Here is a 16,649-nt window from a genome sequence, read left to right as displayed (position 1 = left end):
ATTGGCCTTTTTTATATTAAACTGCTTTAGAATAAACTTTTAATTTGCCATTATTCAAAATAGTATTAAAAGCTTTGAAGAGATCATTTTTAGAATAACTGTTAAGATCTATTCCGATACTGCTGTTATCATAAGGCTGATATCTTTTTAGATCTGAAACAGAAAATAATCCTGCTGTTGGCGTCTGAACCGAACTTGACAAGTGCATAATGCCGCTGTCTGCACCAATAAACAATTCTGTGTTGGCTATAAACGCGCCAATTTCGCGAATATCTTTACTATAAAATGTTGGAGCTTGAAAACCTATTTGAGATACATTTTCTACAGGCAGAACCTCAACAATATTATACTCTTTATATCTTTCTTTTAATTCTTTATAAAAATCATTCCACCACTCTTCTGATAAGCATTTTTGTCCTGTTGCATACGTAAATATGCTAATTGTCTTTTTAGCTTTACTCACTAACTGATCGAGTGTTTTTTTACCTTCTGCTAATTCAGCAGAACTTAAATTAAGATTCAGCGGTGCAATTATTCTATTGCTTTTCTCAATCCCTAATTTGGTTAGATAATTGCGAAAATTATAAACTGGGCGTTTTGCAATATGTTCGTAATCACTTTTTGTCATTTCATCCAGATTGTCCAGATCACCAAAAAACTTATACTTGGCATTGGCAACTTTAACAGCCAATCTTCCCGATGAAGAATTTTGATCGACGTTTATGGCAAGATCATATTTTTGGCTTCTTATTAAAAACCAGACTTTAAGATAGTTATATAAGTGTTTGAAAGGTTTTTTAGGCAGGTCAATTGCTTTGTCGACATTCTCGTAGTTTTCGAAAATTATAGGTGCTAAAGTTCCCTTAACAAACAAATCTACTTTACAATTTGGAAACGTAGCCGTAATCTCCTGAATAAGAGGCGTGATCAATAAAAGATTTCCAAGTCGCGCGTTTGGTCTGCAGACTAAAACTCTTTTTATTTCTGTTCTATTCAGCAGTACAACGTTTTGATCTAATTTTGATTTCCCAATATTCTTAGTCAAAGCGGTCATTGCCGTACGTCTAAAGGCATTTATTTTACTTGAAACATTCATTTTATAAATAATTTTTCAGATTAAAATTTTTCCTTTCATTCAGGAAAACTGTTTTAAAAGGATTATAACTAAACTAGTTTTTCCTAACTTTTAAAACTAAAATATTTCAATAAGTAATTATTACAAAATTGTAATCAAATGTATCATTATTCACACTCTAGCTTACTTAAGAAATTTAAAACTAGAGTAAATATTTTATAATAAATAAATGAATAGACCGCTTTAAGAAATGAGTCGACGTTTAGACCATACAGCTAGACGTTAATATTGACAACATACCCTTCTGAGCCACGAACATTAAAAACTGTTCCATCCTCAAATAGTAAATACTGCCCTTTAATCCCTGTTAATTTTCCTGAAAAAGAAGGCGTTTTATCAAGGTTTAAACTGGCAATTTTGGCTGGATAATTTAAAACCGGGTAATTCAATTCGTAAAGGTCATTTTTCTCGCTGTAAAAATATTCTTTGGCTTCATCAGGAATTAAACTTTCAACCTTGATTTTTTCTGCAATCAAATCAAAAGATGTTTTGGTTTCCTGAAGCATTTTTCTCCAGTTTGTTTTATCTGTATAATGATCTTTTAAGGCAACCTCGGTAATTCCTGCCAAATAACGATTTGGAACCTCAACTATAGCAATTGCCTGCTCTGCGCCTTGATCTATCCATCGTGTTGGCACTTGTGTTTTGCGGGTTACACCCACTTTAATTTCGCTTGAAATAGCCAAATAAACAATATGCGGCTGTAACTGCACTTTTTGCTCATATTCTAAATCTCTGTCTGCAATGCCTAAATGTGCCGTGCTTAATTCTGGTCTCATGATCCAATCTCCTACAGCCGGACTTGAATAAAAACAATCGTAACAAAATCCTTGTCTGTATATCTTTTTCTTTTTATTGCAATTTAAACATTGAAAGCCTGCAAAATTGATTTCAATTTCTTTGTTTAATAATTGATTTACATTTAAGAAACTGTCCTCAAAAACCAAATAATATTGAATTGGATTTCCGAGTTCTGTCTGCATTTTTGTAAGCACGCCTTGATATGTCATTAGATTCAGATTGTTGATTTTAGATTTTAGATTTCTCTTGTCCTTATACCAGTTTAAATTATTTATTTCGATAGAATTAGAATCTTTACTGCAAATAGAATGGTTTTTTTTACAAAAAAAATACTATTTTTGATACAATGACAAAGTTAGTATTTGTCTGTTGATATTCAAATTTTAAATTTTCTGCTTTTGCGATAACAGTAAGATCAGTAATCTAAAATCAGCAATCTAAAATCTAAAATTCACACATGCCTTTATCAATAATCAATTCGTTTGCTTCATGGGTCCTTAAACAAAGGATACATCAAATTGAACTTTTTTTAAAATATCCTAATGAAGTTCAAGAAGAATTATTGCACAATTTATTGACGGCTTCTGAAAATACAGTTATAGGAAAGCAATATGAATTTTCTACTATAAACTCTTATCAGACTTTTGCCGAAAGGGTACCTATTGCAACTTACGAAGAATTACAACCTCTGATTGAGCGTACGCGCCAAGGCGAGCAGAATGTTTTTTGGGAAACTCCAATAAAATGGTTTGCAAAATCGAGCGGCACTACCAATGCCAAAAGCAAATTTATTCCTGTAAGTACCGAAGCATTAGAAGATTGTCATTATAAAGGAAGTAAAGATTTACTTTGTTTGTATTTGAATAATAATGAGGATTCTGAATTGTTTTTGGGAAAAAGTCTTCGTTTGGGAGGAAGTTCTCAGATTTACGAAAACAACAATACTTTTTTTGGAGATTTATCGGCCATATTAATTGAGAATATGCCTATTTGGGCTGAATTTAGCAGTACGCCAAGCAGTAAAACATCGCTTATGAGCGAATGGGAAGCTAAAATGGCGGCGATTATTAATGAAACAAAAGTCGAAAATGTAACCAGTTTTGCAGGAGTTCCTTCCTGGATGCTGGTTTTGATGAATAAGGTTTTGGAAAACACGGGTAAAGAAAGCTTATTGGAAATCTGGCCAAATCTGGAAGTTTATTTTCATGGCGGCGTGAGTTTTTCTCCTTACAAAGAACAATACAAGAAAATTTTACCGAGTAAAGATTTTAAATATTACGAAATATACAATGCTTCTGAAGGCTTTTTTGCGATTCAGGATTTAAATAATTCAAGTGATTTATTGTTGATGCTGGATTATGGCATTTTTTACGAATTTATTCCGATGGATACTTTTGGAACTTTAAATCAAAAAGTGATTCGTCTTGCTGATGTTGAACTTAATAAAAACTATGCTATTGTTATTACTACAAATTCTGGTTTATGGCGTTATCTAATTGGAGATACGGTTCGTTTTACTTCTTTAAATCCGTATAGAATTCGCGTTACGGGAAGAACCAAACATCATATTAATGTTTTTGGCGAGGAATTAATGGTCGAAAACACGGATCAGGCTATTGCCAAAGCTTGTCAGCTTACTCAAACCGAAGTGATTGATTATACGGTTGCTCCTATTTTCATGCAAGACAAAGAAAAAGGTGCGCACGAATGGATGATTGAGTTTAAGAAAAAACCAGCCGATGTTGGACTTTTCCAAAAAGTGCTTGATGAAACTTTGCAAACTTTAAATTCTGATTACGAAGCGAAACGTTATAACAATATGACGTTAAATCCGCTTGTAATTAATGTTGCGCGTGAAAACTTATTTTATGACTGGCTTAAGGAAAGAGATAAATTGGGCGGCCAGCATAAGATTCCGAGACTTTCTAATCAGAGAGATTATTTGGAGCAGTTGAAGGAGATGTGTATAAAAGATAACTTTATTTAATTTAAGATGAAAGACACAAAATTCAGTGAAATGACTATTGAAGAACTACTGAAAAATCAGAAAACATTAAAAACGGTAAACACTATTTTTGGGATTGTACTTTTTATGTTGTTTGTCTTAAACTTATTTATTGTTTTTATGAAAGGTTTTAGCGCCATGAATGTTGTTCCTATCGCATTGCTGCCAATACTTTTTTTGAATTTGAACAATTTGAAAGAAATTAAAAAAGAATTAGAATCGCGTAAATAAGTACTTCAATTTTATTTCTAAAATTGATATTTACTAAAAAACGTTAATTCCACAAAACCCGCATGAGGGATAGAAGTGGAAATCCTTTTGTGGCGGGGTTCGCCACAAAAGATTGGAACGGATAGCCCGACCCGGAGGGACATGCCCATAAAAAAACCTTAGTCTTTATTGAAAACTAAGGTTTTTATTTTTTTATTAAAACTGATGATTTTGTTCACGGAGTTTCTAGTGCGATTTCTCCTTCGTCGAAATGACAAGAATTCGTTGAATTTTGATTGTCAGGCTGAGCGGAGTCGAAGCCCTTTTTTGTTATGAAAGCTCTTCGACTTCGCTCAGAGTGACAGGTATTACATCATATCAATATATCTGTCGTGATATCCTAGTAAGTACAAAACGCCATCTAATCCTAAACTAGAGATTGAGGTTGAAGCACTTTCTTTTACTTTTGGTTTGGCGTGAAAAGCAATTCCAAGACCGGCTAAATTTAGCATTGGTAAATCATTTGCTCCATCACCAACAGCAATTGTCTGGTTGATGTGAATGCCTTCTTTTTCGGCAATAGCTTTTAGATATTCTGCTTTTTTCTGACCGTCTACGATTTCTCCTAAATATTTTCCGGTTAGTTTACCGTCTTTTATTTCTAATTGGTTCGCGTGAACGTAATCGATTCCCAATTCTTTTTGCAGGTATTCTCCAAAATAGGTAAATCCTCCAGAAAGGATTGCAGTTTTGTATCCATAATATTTTAAGGCTTTCATTAATCTGTGGGCGCCTTGCGTAATCGGTAAATTTATGGCAACATTTTGCAATACTTCTTCGCTTAAACCTTCAAGCAAAGCCATACGTTGTTTGAAACTTTCGTTGAAATCAATTTCACCATTCATGGCAGATTCTGTAATGGCTCTTACTTGCGCTCCTACTCCGTTTAATTCTGCCAGCTCGTCGATTACTTCGGTTTGAATTAAAGTAGAATCCATATCAAAACAAACTAAACGTCTGTTTCTTCTATAGATATTGTCTTCCTGAAAAGAAATATCTACGTTTAAGGTTCTTGAAATTTCCATAAAACTTGCCGTCATGACAATTTTATTTACGATTTCTCCGGTTACAGATAATTGGATGCAAGAACGCGGATATTGTTCTTTTTCTACAATTGAAGTTCTTCCTGTCAATCTGATAATCGAATCGATATTCAGGTTTTGATCTGACATTATTTTAGTCACTGCGGCCAATTGTGAAGCTGCCAGTTTTTCGCCTAAAATATTGATGATGTAACGTTGTTTTGATTGTGATTTTACCCAAGTTTCGTAATCTTCTATAGAAATTGGAATAAATTTGACTTTGATTTCCAGCTCGTAAGCCTTAAATAACAAGTCTTTTAAAACTGGTGCAGAAGAAGAACCAGCTTCAATCTCGAACAAAATCCCTAAAGAAAGTGTGTCATGAATATCGGCTTGACCAATATCCAAAATATTAGCATCATACGTCGCTAGTACAGCTGTTAAACCTGCTGTAACCCCTATTTTATCGTGTCCTGAAACTTTTAATAAAATAATTTCTTTATCCTCTATTGCCATTTTAATCTGAATTGATTTTGAAAGCGACAAAAATCGACAATCTATTGGTGATAAAAAAGAATATCCTTTGTTTTTTTAAACACAAAAAGCACAAATTAATGTGCTTTTATAAAGTATTTTAACAATAATCTTCGACTATCCAAATAATATAACTTTGTGTCGTTTAGCTATTTTTAAAATTTATTTTTCTGTCATATTTTCATCAAAATTAACCATCCAGCTGATTTCAAATTTATCTTGAAACATACCAAAATATGCTCCCCAAAAAGTTTTACTCATTGGCATATAAGGTTTTCCACCTGCGGATAAGCTGTTAAAAATTCGATCTGCTTCTTCGGTACTTTCTACGTTTATAGAAATCTGGAAATTACTGCCAAAAACTACATCGCCGTATCTTGGGTGACTGTCACTTCCCATTAAAATTGTGTTTCCAATTGGTAATGAAACGTGCATAATTCTGTTTGCATCTTCTTCAGAAAGTGCTGCTTCGCCTTCTTCTAATGGTGCGTCTTTAAATTTTCCGATATACGGAAATTCTCCGCCAAAAACTGATTTGTAAAACTGAAATGCTTCTTCGCAATTTCCATTAAATAATAAATAAGGATTTACTGTTGCCATGATTTTTTTATGTTTTATTGTTTGTTGCTTGTTGTGAATATAGTCCCTAGTTCTTAGTTCTTAGTAGGACTAAGAACTAAGGACTATTCTCTTCTATTGTTCCGACAATTCTTTTATTACTTCTAAACTTTTTGGAAAAGCTTCTTTGAAATAATCCATATATTGCTCGATTAAATCTATTTGTACGGTCAAAGTAATAAATTCGTCATCAGGAATTAATCGGTATGTTTCCATTGCACCGTTAAACTTTTGCGTTTCAGGATCTGTTGGGAGTTCTTTAAAATCTTTGACCTCTCCTACATGCTTAAAAGCCATATATTCATTTGGAATTTTCCTTTCGATTACACTGCTCATTCCTTCTCCGTTTGGGGACATAAAATATATTTTGTCTCCTTCGTTCCAATCACTTACTGCGTGCGAGCCTTCACAAAAAACCGCTGTCCATTTTTTATAGGTTTCATCATCCCATAAAACCGACCATACTTTTTCTTTTGAGGCTTTAATTCTAATGGTAAATTCTAGTGTTTCCATAATTAATTTAATGAGGTAATTTACTAAAGTCCATATATAAAACATTCCATCGATGTCCGTCTAAATCTGCAAAACCACAGCCGTACATCCAGCCTTGAGATTCTGCTGGTGGAGAGAATACATTTCCTCCCGCTTCTTCTATTTTTTTTGCTAATTCATCAACTTCTTCCCTGCTTTCAGCATCAATCGAAATCAAAACTTCTGAGCCGGATTGTGTATCTACAATATTATTTTGTATAAAACCTGCAAACAATGATTCTTCAAAAAGCATTACTACAAAATGTCCTTCGCCTACTACCATACAAGTAGAACTTGGCGTGTCATGTTGTTCATTAAAAGAAAAACCTATTTTCCAGAAAAAATCCTTCGCTTTTGCCACGTCTTTTACAGGCAGATTCAACCAAATTTGTTTTGTCATTTGCTTTTGTTTTATGTTAGATATTGTTTTTTTATGCTACTAAAGAACCTTTGTCGCTTTGCTACTTTGCTACTTTCTCCCTAATTCTCCTCAACATAATTTTTAAAATTGTCCAGAATAGCCTGCCAGCCTCCGCGTTGCATTTCTTCAGGATTTTGTGTTTCGGGATCAAAGCTTTCTATAATTTCAATTCCGTCTGGAGTTTCTTTAAAAGTAATTTCTGCACTTCTTCCGTCATCCATTATATAACTGATGGCTTCATGTTGTTTTACCAAAGTATATTCTCCACCAAAATCAAAACTCATACTGCCATCTTTTGCCGCCATTGTTGTCGAAAATTTTCCACCAACATTTAAATCATTTTCCGCAGCAGGCGCATGCCATTCTGGCGATGCAAAAGCCCAATTTTTAATATGTTCTGGTTTTGTCCAGAATTTCCACACTTTTTCTAGAGAAGCATTAATTTTTGTTTGTACTGTTATCATTATATTTTTATTTGGATTTTATTTTGAAAAACTTTCTACGTATTTTTTAAAATTATCAATAACGGCCTGACACCATTCTTGCTGCATACTTTCGGGATCACTTGGTGTAGGTTCAAATGTTTCTGTTACTATTATTTGATTGTCATTTTCCAGAAACTGAATACTTCCTGTTCTGTTATCATGAAGTTTATATTCTATAACTTTATTTTTCTCTACTTTGGTATATACACCTTCAAAATCAAAATGCAAATCCTGTTCTTTTGCATTCATTGTATATTTAAATTTCCCGCCTAAAGTGAGATCATTTTCTGCTTTTGATGTGTACCAATCATTAGAAGGCGAATTCCATTTTACAATATGCTCCGGCAATCTCCAAAAATCCCAGGCTTTATCTATTGATGCATTAATCTTAGTCTGTACTGTTATCATTATATATTTAATAAATTTAAACTTAGATTTTTATAAAATTACAAATTATTTAAAACAAATGTAGAATTATAATTAATGACTAATACTACATTAAAAGTCATTCTTAGGGTCATTTAAGACAAATTAATCTATTTTTGTAAAGAATCCTTTTTCTAAATACCACAAAATTATGAGCAAGAAAGTTGGTTTGATTGTGCCGTATGATTATAAGTTATTGAGCATAGCAGCTATTTTGGAAGTTTTTGAAACGGCCAATAAACTCTTTAAAGGAAATGACAAACCGTTTGAAATAATGGTTTTTCAATCTAAAGAACAAATTGATCAGGAAAATTTATTTGGTTATAAAGTAAACGCGATTGAGGGTTCGAATATTTCTCTAGAACTGATTTTGATTCCGGCTTTTACGACAGATAATATGAGCGAAATGATCCATAAGAATAAAAATTTTATTCCGTGGTTAAAAAAACAACATCAATCTGGAGCGGAACTGGCAAGTTTTTGCACTGGCGCTTTTTTGTTTGCTGCTTCGGGTTTACTCAACGAAAAGCTGGCTACCACACATGTTGATGCCTGTAGTGCTTTTACGAAGGCTTTTCCTTTAGTGAAATTAAAATCGGAAGAGACTTTGACAGCAGACGGAAGTTTATACACCAGCGGAGGTTCTACCTCAACTTTTCATTTGTTGATTCTTTTGATTCAGAAATTTTGCGGTAATGAAATTGCCGTACAAATTGCCAAGATTTTTTCGATTGATTTAAACCGCTACAAACAAAGTTATTTCAGCACTTTTAGACCTAATCATCTTCACAATGATAATTTGGTTGCGATGTTACAGCAAAAAATTGAAAATGAATACAGCACAATTGTAAAATTAGAAGAAATCACCAAAGATATTCCGACCAGCGCCCGCAATATGACACGTAGATTTAAACAGGTAACCGGAATTCCTCCTATCGAATATCTGCAAAATATCAGGGTTGAAAGTTCTAAAAAATATTTGGAGCAGACACAACTTTCGATTTCGGAGATTATTGAAAAAACAGGATATAACGACCCGAAAGCTTTTAGAAAAATATTCCATAAAATGGTTGGCATGAAACCTATTGAATATCGGGAGAAGTTTAGAGTGCAGTAATTCTTTTTTTTGAAATTAGCTTTTTTTATGATTTAATAATCCACATCAAAACCCGCTTATTTGTTTTGAGCAATTGATCTATTTCTTTCATACTTTCATTAGAAACCGCAGGACAGCCCCAGCCTTCTGGAGTTCCTTCGGGATAAACTTCATTTTCGGGAACAGCATTCCAGGAGTGCAGTACAATGGCACGGTTCAATGCGTTTGAATTCGTTTTATCTTTTCCTAACATTAGATAATTAACCTTTATTCCCCATTCGCTTGTTCCCCGGCTCGATATCATATATTTTCCTATTGAAGAACAATGTGAATCTGGCACATTACTAATCTGTGCCTCATCTTTTGTCATAGTTGCTCCCCAGGAAGCATCACCACAGCCGTGACTCACCATATAGGATTTGATAATTTTGTTTTTCTTAAAATCATAAACAAAAAATCTTTTTAGTCCGGAATGTTTTCCAAGATCTACAAGTATAAAAATATCTCGGTTATAATTGCTCTTTTTTGTGTATTGCGCGGCTTCTTTAAAATAAGAACTATAATCTATATCCGAAATTTCTATGGCTTTATTTTGTATGTTTTCGCTTTTTAAAACCGAATATGCTTTTTCTTTTGTCTTTGTTGTACAAGACCAAAATAGTGCAAAAATAATCAGGAGTGTAGTAATTTTCATAATAGCAAATTACAAAGAATATTTATTCAAAAACTTAGATATATTATTTTGGTTATAAAAAAAACCTGCTCAAATAAATGAACAGGTTTTAGAATAAAATATCTTTAAGCTTTAAGAAGCAATTTCCATACGCTTCAATAAATTTTTACTTAATGTATGTTCTGCATAATCCTTATCGATTGTCAGTGTTTTATCGTCAGAACTTGGCAGTTCGTACATCGCGTCTGTTAAGATTGCTTCGCATAACGAACGTAATCCACGAGCGCCTAGTTTGTACTCTAATGCTTTATCTACGATAAAATCTAATGCTTCGTCTGTAATTGCAAATTCAACATCATCCATCAAGAATAATTTTTGATATTGTTTTATTAATGCATTTTTAGGCTGTGTCAGAATTGCACGCAATGTTTCTCTATCAAGAGGATCCATGTGTGTAAGAACTGGCAGACGACCAATAATTTCAGGAATCAATCCGAAATCCTTGATATCTTTTGGAATGATGTACTGCAATAAATTGTTTTTGTCGATATTATCTACATTTCTAGAAGTAGAATATCCAACTGCCTGACGGTTTAAACGTTTAGAAATAATACGTTCTACTCCATCAAAAGCTCCTCCTGCAATAAACAAGATGTTTTGGGTATTTACTTCAACAAATTTCTGGTCTGGGTGTTTACGACCTCCTTTTGGTGGTACATTTACAACTGTTCCTTCTAATAATTTTAATAATGCCTGCTGTACACCTTCTCCAGAAACGTCACGCGTTATTGACGGATTATCGCTCTTACGGGCAATTTTATCAATTTCGTCAATAAAAACGATTCCTCTTTCGGCTTTAGCCACATCATAATCTGCTGCCTGAAGCAAACGTGTCAAAATACTTTCTACGTCTTCTCCAACATAACCAGCTTCTGTTAATACAGTTGCATCAACAATTGCCAAAGGAACGTCTAACATTTTCGCAATAGTTTTTGCTACTAATGTTTTTCCTGTTCCGGTTTGCCCCACCATAATGATATTACTTTTTTCAATCTCTACTTCGTCATCTAATTGCTGTTGCATTAAACGTTTGTAGTGATTGTAAACCGCAACCGACATTACTTTTTTTGTCTGGTCCTGACCAATAACATATTGATCTAAAAAAGCTCTAATTTCTTTTGGTTTCTTTAAAATTAAGTCCCCAACCAATTTAGCGCTTCCGCTAGATTTTAATTCTTCTAATACAATTCCGTGTGCCTGTTCAATACATTTATCACAAATATGCGCATTGATACCGGCAATTAATAAATTAGTTTCTGGCTTTTTTCTTCCACAAAACGAACATTCTAATACTACTTTTGCCATTCCTTATTTAAGTTTCTAAGTTGCAAAGATACTAAGTTTCTAAGCTTTTATAGTCTAAAACTCAAAAACTTAGAAACTTAGTGTCTTGCTTCTTATCTTTTTTTATTTTTTTGTTTCAGGTTTCAGGTTTCAAGTTGCTTTATTAACCAACTTGAAACCTGAAACAATGTAAACTTGAAACAATTTTATTAGCTTCTTCTTAATACTTCATCAATCATTCCGTACTCTTTAGCTTCATCAGCTTTCATCCAGTAATCACGCTCACTGTCTTTATGAACTTTATCAAAAGTTTGTCCTGAATGTTGTGATATAATATGATATAATTCATCTTTCAGCTTCAACATTTCACGTAAGTTGATTTCCATATCTGTAGCAACTCCTTGTGCTCCTCCAGATGGCTGGTGAATCATTACTCTTGAATGTGGCAATGCTGAACGTTTTCCTGCAGCACCTGCACATAATAAAACTGCTCCCATAGAAGCTGCCATTCCTGTACAGATTGTAGCAACATCTGGTTTGATAAATTGCATAGTATCATAAATTCCTAATCCTGCGTAAACGCTTCCTCCAGGAGAATTTAAATAAATTTGAATGTCTTTTGTAGCATCTGCACTTTCTAAAAAAAGCAATTGTGCCTGAACGATATTTGCGATTTGATCGTCTATACCTGTTCCTAAAAAGATGATTCTGTCCATCATTAATCTTGAGAAAACATCTAATTGAGAAATATTCAACTGACGCTCTTCTATAATATATGGAGTCATGTTTGTTGGGTTCATCGCAGCTACGATTTTATCATAGTACATTGCGTTTACTCCTTGGTGCTTTGTAGCAAATTTTTTGAATTCTTTACCGTAGTTCATATGTATGTTTTCTAAGTTTAATTTATAAATCTATATCATCACTTATTACAAAGGTCATACCTTTTTATAAGTATGTCAATATGTCTTCTTTTTAAGGTTCTGAGATGCAAAGGTTCAAAGTTTTTTCTTTCAGGTTTTAAGTTTGTCCACAACGTTAAAATTTGAAACCTGAAACTAGAAACAAAAAAAAGAGCGTCAATAGAAAAACTCCTATTGACGCTCAAATATATTAATTTTTGAAATTATTCTCCGTAAGACGCAGCAATAAATTCTTCGTAAGTAACTTCTTTAGTTGTTGGGTTTGCTTTTTCTTTAAACAAATCTAACAATTTAGCTGCTACAACTTGCTCAGAAAGTCTTTTTACTTCTTCTTGGTTAGATAAAACTCTAGCCACGATTCCTTGAACTTCTTCGTCAGTTGGGTTTGTTTGTCCAAATTGAGCCATTTGTTGTTTGATTGCACCTGTTGTAAACGCTTTCAAATCTTCAAATGTAATTTGGATATTGCTTTGAGCCATTGCTTTTCCTTCAATTAATTGAAAACGTAAACCTTTTTCAGATCTTGCGTATTCAACTTCAGCTTCTTCTGCAGAAAGTTTTTTCTCTCCTACAGTTTGCAACCATTTTTTAAGGAATTCTGCTGGTAAATCAAATTTTGTGCTTTCGATCAAGAAATCCTGAACGTCTAACAATAATTTTTGATCCGCTTGTTGTGCAAATTGAGCTTCTGCATCTTCTTTGATTTTAGCTTTTAAATCTTCTAAAGAAGCTACTTTTCCTTCTCCAAAAAGTTTATCAAATAAATCTTGGTTTAATTCTGCCAATTCTGCTCCGTTAATTGCTTCGATAGTAAAGTTTACTTCGATATCTAAACCGTGAACATCGTCATGACCTACTTTTAGGTAGTCCATTAATTGGTGATCGTCTTCAAATAAACCTTTTGTGCTTACTGTAACAACATCTCCAACTTTTTTACCGATGAATTTATCTCCAGCAGCTTTATTAAAAGTTTCTACAGAAATTGTAGTAGTATTGTTAATTCCTTTTTCTTCGTTTGAGAAAGTTCCAGTTAAATCAGAATCTGCAGCAACAACTTCTTGAGGAATTGCTTTTCCGAATTGTTTTTGGATACGCTCTACTTGTCCGTCGATTAATTTATCGTCAGCAGTAACGATATATTTTACGATATTGTTTTTAGCTTCAAGATCAATTTCGAAGTTTGGCACTAAACCAATTTCGTATTCGAAAGTTAATTCTTCTGCATCCCAATCAAAGTTTTCGTTTTCTTTAGCAAGAGGAGTTCCTAAAAGATTTAATCTTTCAGATTGAACAAAACGCTCTAAAGCCAAATCAACTACTTTTTTAACTTCTTCCTGCTTGATTGCTTTTCCGTATTGTTTTTCAACAAGATCTTTAGGAACTTGTCCTTTTCTAAAACCTTTTACGGTAGCCAATGGCATTTTTTCGTTTATTCTTTTTGCTACTTGACCTTTATAATCCATGTGAACAACTGTCATTACGATCGTTTCATTCACAGCATCTATTGCTACTCTTTTAATATCCATCTTCTTCTTTAATTTACATAATAAAATTGGGTTGCAAAATTATAAAATTTTTGCAACCCAGCCAAGTTTTTAATCTATTGTATTTGAAGCCGTTTTTATCCTGCTTTGATTTTGATTTTATTTATCGTCTGCCAGTATTTTATAAGTAATAGACTGAAGTACAGACAATATTACACTAAAGAGTAATGCTGTGAGGAAAGAGTCAACTGCAAAACCTCCAACAATATTGGTACACAACAAAATAATAATTGCATTTATAACCAGCAGAAACAAGCCCAGCGTAATAATTGTAACGGGAAATGTAAGGATTACTAATATTGGTTTTATAAAAAGGTTTAACAATCCTAAAACCACTGCAACAATTACAGCCGTACCAAAACTGGCCACATGTACACCCGGCAGAAAGTGAGCAATTAGCAAAACCAAAGCCGCTGTAACAAGAAGTCTGAGTATAATTTTCATATCGTAAATTCTTTTAAATTTTTAATAAATGTACTAAAATTTATCAAAAATAATTAGGCTTTTAAAAACTCCGTTGTCAATTCAAAAAACATTTTAGGATTTTCGGCATGAAGCCAATGTCCCGCATTTGGAATCGTTTCTAATTTCATATTTGGGAAATGCTGCATTATAGAATCGATATCAGCATCCTGAATATAACCCGAATTTCCACCTCTAATAAATAAGGCTGGCTTATCAAAAACTAAATCATCTGCCAAAGGTTTTCCGATTGCATCAAGATTATTATTGAAAACTGCCAAATTAAAACGGAACGCTAATTGTCCCGGTTCCTGCCAATATAAATTTTTCAACAAAAACTGACGTGTACCAAAATCGGGAACATATTCTGAAAGAACAGCTTCTACATCATTCCGGCTTGGTTTTACAGAAAAATCAACAGCATTTAATCCTGCCAAAATATCCTGATGATGTTGTTTGTAAAACTTCGGACCAATATCAGCAACAATTAATTTATCTACAATGTCCGGATGTGTCGCTGCAAAAAGCATTGCCACTTTCCCTCCCATCGAATGTCCCAGAAGATCTATATTATTTAATTGGTTTGCTTGACAATATTCAAACACATCCTGAACCATGGCTTCATAACTCCATTGATCAGAATGAAAACTACGCCCATGATTTCTTAAATCTAAAATATGAACCTGAAATCCTGCTTCTACATATTGTGTTGCCAATGTTTTCCAGTTGTCAGACATTCCTAGAAAACCGTGCATTATAACGAATGGTTTTCCTTCGCCTTCTATTTTTGAGTATAACATTTAGTATTGATATTAATATCCTTTACAAAAGTAGAAAAAACTTATTCAGCAAAAAAACAAGAATAATTCTGTTGTTTTTATCAACAAAATTAACACTACAAGATTTACAGCATTACGGCTTCCCGTAAAATATAATGATTTCAAAAAAGTATCTTCGCAAAAATCAAAACCAAAACGTTGATTTTATCTAATTAATTTTTAAAACCTAATCATGATTAAAAAATTCCTTTTATTGTCATTAGTTGTTTCTCAACTAACTATCTCTTGCTCTAGTGACGAAAGCGCATCAGAAACAGATCAAACTCTTGCTGAACAAATTGCAAATATTGTTAAGCAGCCGTACTCTAAATTGACTCCTACTGAACAAAAAGTAAAATTAGAATCAGAAGCTAATGAAATGTTAGTTCAATTGGACAAGTCTAAAACTTCTAGTGCGATCGAAGCATTAGAGAATCTAACCAGATTGTTAGATCTTAGTTCTGTTGATATTTTTAGTGGAAAAAATGAAAATGAAGTTGAAGACATCTTAAACGTTTCTGGTGTTTATGGAATTTACACTTGGAATAATACTGGAAAAAAATGGACTAAAACAGCTTCAACTACAGAATTAAAATTTGTTTTTCCTGCTAAAGAATCACAAACAGCTAACAATGCATCTTTTTCTTCTAAAGCTGTTTCTTCAGACATAAAGGTAAAAGTTGTTGATACTTATGATTGGCAAACTGATGTAGAAATAAATGATTTTTTCTTTTTACCATTATCAGCAGATGCAGTTTTAACAATTGACAATGTACAAGCAGCTACTTTTAATCAAACTGCAAAATATGCTAACGGAAAAGAAATCCCGAATGAATTTGCATATAAAATGAGCGTAAATGATGGTTATGCCTGGGAAATGAGCAGCACAAAAGCAACTGAAAACACTGCAAAAGCTTCACTTACTTATAACGGTAAAAACTTAATTGAATTTAATTCTGGAAGTACTGCACAAATCGATGCTTTAATTGACAATGATGAACTTGTTCAATACAGAGGAAAAGCTAATGGTTTATTTAAATTGATGGACAATTTTGTTATTGTTGCAGATATGGATTTAGCAACTCAAGCAACTGATGATGCTGCTTTAGAAAAAACTATCACTTATCCTAATTCTCCTGATTACCAAAGTGCAAATGCTGATTACAAAGCATATTACACAGCTGAAAACACATACAACCAAAAATACTCTGAAGGTCATGCAGCTAGTTTTAATAAAAATCTAAAATTCATCTTAGTATCGAAAAAAGATGGAACTAAAATAGCTGATGTTGTGCAGCACGCAGAAGTAGTAGATAGCTACAATAGAGAACTACCTGTTTGGAATGCTAAAGACAAATATTGGTCATATAATGGTACAGGAGGAACATTTGTCAGCAAAAATTATGATGAAGTATTATATTTAAAATTCAGCGACAATACCGAAGTAGAAATGAGCGCTTATTTCTCTGAAGGATTTGATAAACTGACAGCTAAATTTGAAGATTTTATTGCTGCTTTTGAAAAATAACAGCTTTTAAAAT

18 protein-coding genes are annotated in these 16,649 nt (G+C 33.1%); 4 read left to right on the top strand and 14 right to left on the bottom strand.

Translation table 11 applies throughout. The features are described from left to right. Window positions 1–16: 16 nt before the first annotated feature. Together EV144_RS19755 and EV144_RS19750 are read right to left on the bottom strand one after the other, a co-directional pair. The gene (locus tag EV144_RS19755) at window positions 17–1,096 is read right to left on the bottom strand and encodes a glycosyltransferase family 9 protein (protein WP_134150882.1); all 1,080 of its coding nucleotides are present in this window, start codon (window positions 1,094–1,096) and stop codon (window positions 17–19) included. Between the two features lie 254 nt (window positions 1,097–1,350). Next, the gene (locus EV144_RS19750) at window positions 1,351–2,145 is read right to left on the bottom strand and encodes a DUF2797 domain-containing protein (RefSeq protein ID WP_134150881.1); all 795 of its coding nucleotides are present in this window, start codon (window positions 2,143–2,145) and stop codon (window positions 1,351–1,353) included. A 248-nt stretch (window positions 2,146–2,393) separates the two neighbouring features. On the opposite strand from EV144_RS19750, the gene EV144_RS19745 reads away from it, so the two are divergent. Together EV144_RS19745 and EV144_RS19740 are read left to right on the top strand one after the other, a co-directional pair. Then, window positions 2,394–3,923, top strand: coding sequence for a GH3 auxin-responsive promoter family protein (locus EV144_RS19745; protein ID WP_134150880.1), 1,530 nt, complete (start codon window positions 2,394–2,396; stop codon window positions 3,921–3,923). A 6-nt stretch (window positions 3,924–3,929) separates the two neighbouring features. Further along, on the top strand, window positions 3,930–4,172 hold the full coding sequence (locus tag EV144_RS19740) for a redox-active disulfide protein 2 (RefSeq protein WP_134150879.1): 243 nt from the start codon (window positions 3,930–3,932) through the stop codon (window positions 4,170–4,172). A 347-nt stretch (window positions 4,173–4,519) separates the two neighbouring features. On the opposite strand, the gene serB is transcribed toward EV144_RS19740, so the two are convergent. The 6 genes from serB to EV144_RS19710 all read right to left on the bottom strand — a co-directional run bounded on the left by serB (window position 4,520) and on the right by EV144_RS19710 (window position 8,230). After that, window positions 4,520–5,749 carry a phosphoserine phosphatase SerB gene (serB, locus tag EV144_RS19735; protein ID WP_134150878.1) on the bottom strand — a complete coding sequence of 410 codons (1,230 nt, stop codon included), beginning with the start codon at window positions 5,747–5,749 and terminating at the stop codon, window positions 4,520–4,522. 180 nt (window positions 5,750–5,929) lie between these two features. Beyond that, entirely contained in the window at window positions 5,930–6,367 is a 438-nt protein-coding gene (locus EV144_RS19730; protein ID WP_134150877.1) for a VOC family protein, read from the bottom strand. A gap of 93 nt (window positions 6,368–6,460) precedes the next feature. Next, the gene (locus tag EV144_RS19725; protein ID WP_134150876.1) at window positions 6,461–6,898 is read right to left on the bottom strand and encodes an SRPBCC family protein; all 438 of its coding nucleotides are present in this window, start codon (window positions 6,896–6,898) and stop codon (window positions 6,461–6,463) included. 7 nt (window positions 6,899–6,905) lie between these two features. Continuing rightward, the gene (locus tag EV144_RS19720) at window positions 6,906–7,316 is read right to left on the bottom strand and encodes a VOC family protein (RefSeq protein WP_134150875.1); all 411 of its coding nucleotides are present in this window, start codon (window positions 7,314–7,316) and stop codon (window positions 6,906–6,908) included. Between the two features lie 80 nt (window positions 7,317–7,396). Next, window positions 7,397–7,801, bottom strand: a complete 405-nt coding sequence (locus EV144_RS19715; RefSeq protein ID WP_134150874.1) for an SRPBCC family protein — start codon at window positions 7,799–7,801, stop codon at window positions 7,397–7,399. A gap of 18 nt (window positions 7,802–7,819) precedes the next feature. Continuing rightward, complete coding sequence (locus EV144_RS19710; protein ID WP_134150873.1) at window positions 7,820–8,230, bottom strand: SRPBCC domain-containing protein; 411 nt, start codon at window positions 8,228–8,230, stop codon at window positions 7,820–7,822. A 169-nt stretch (window positions 8,231–8,399) separates the two neighbouring features. Between EV144_RS19710 and EV144_RS19705 the strand changes: the two genes are divergently transcribed. Further along, window positions 8,400–9,365: a GlxA family transcriptional regulator gene (locus EV144_RS19705; protein WP_134150872.1), complete on the top strand. Its 966-nt coding sequence runs from the start codon at window positions 8,400–8,402 to the stop codon at window positions 9,363–9,365. Window positions 9,366–9,390: 25 nt separating this feature from the next. On the opposite strand, the gene EV144_RS19700 is transcribed toward EV144_RS19705, so the two are convergent. The 6 genes from EV144_RS19700 to EV144_RS19675 form a co-directional block, all read right to left on the bottom strand. After that, window positions 9,391–10,038 (bottom strand): murein L,D-transpeptidase catalytic domain-containing protein, encoded by a 648-nt coding sequence (locus tag EV144_RS19700; RefSeq protein WP_134150871.1) that lies wholly within the window; start codon window positions 10,036–10,038, stop codon window positions 9,391–9,393. A 111-nt stretch (window positions 10,039–10,149) separates the two neighbouring features. Continuing rightward, window positions 10,150–11,382, bottom strand: coding sequence for an ATP-dependent Clp protease ATP-binding subunit ClpX (gene clpX, locus EV144_RS19695; protein ID WP_134150870.1), 1,233 nt, complete (start codon window positions 11,380–11,382; stop codon window positions 10,150–10,152). Window positions 11,383–11,570: 188 nt separating this feature from the next. Next, on the bottom strand, window positions 11,571–12,245 hold the full coding sequence (gene clpP / locus EV144_RS19690; protein ID WP_134150869.1) for an ATP-dependent Clp endopeptidase proteolytic subunit ClpP: 675 nt from the start codon (window positions 12,243–12,245) through the stop codon (window positions 11,571–11,573). A gap of 242 nt (window positions 12,246–12,487) precedes the next feature. Continuing rightward, window positions 12,488–13,810, bottom strand: a complete 1,323-nt coding sequence (locus EV144_RS19685) for a trigger factor (RefSeq protein ID WP_134150868.1) — start codon at window positions 13,808–13,810, stop codon at window positions 12,488–12,490. Window positions 13,811–13,927: 117 nt separating this feature from the next. Then, window positions 13,928–14,272 carry a phage holin family protein gene (locus tag EV144_RS19680; protein ID WP_134150867.1) on the bottom strand — a complete coding sequence of 115 codons (345 nt, stop codon included), beginning with the start codon at window positions 14,270–14,272 and terminating at the stop codon, window positions 13,928–13,930. Between the two features lie 53 nt (window positions 14,273–14,325). After that, complete coding sequence (locus EV144_RS19675) at window positions 14,326–15,090, bottom strand: alpha/beta fold hydrolase (RefSeq protein WP_134150866.1); 765 nt, start codon at window positions 15,088–15,090, stop codon at window positions 14,326–14,328. Window positions 15,091–15,301: 211 nt separating this feature from the next. Here EV144_RS19675 and EV144_RS19670 point away from each other — a divergent pair, with 211 nt between their 5' ends. After that, window positions 15,302–16,636 carry a hypothetical protein gene (locus tag EV144_RS19670; RefSeq protein WP_134150865.1) on the top strand — a complete coding sequence of 445 codons (1,335 nt, stop codon included), beginning with the start codon at window positions 15,302–15,304 and terminating at the stop codon, window positions 16,634–16,636. The last annotated feature ends 13 nt before the right edge of the window (window positions 16,637–16,649 follow it).

This window comes from Flavobacterium sp. 270, from assembly GCF_004368785.1.
GTDB lineage: Bacteria > Bacteroidota > Bacteroidia > Flavobacteriales > Flavobacteriaceae > Flavobacterium.
This window is presented reverse-complemented; position numbering and strand designations above follow the sequence as displayed.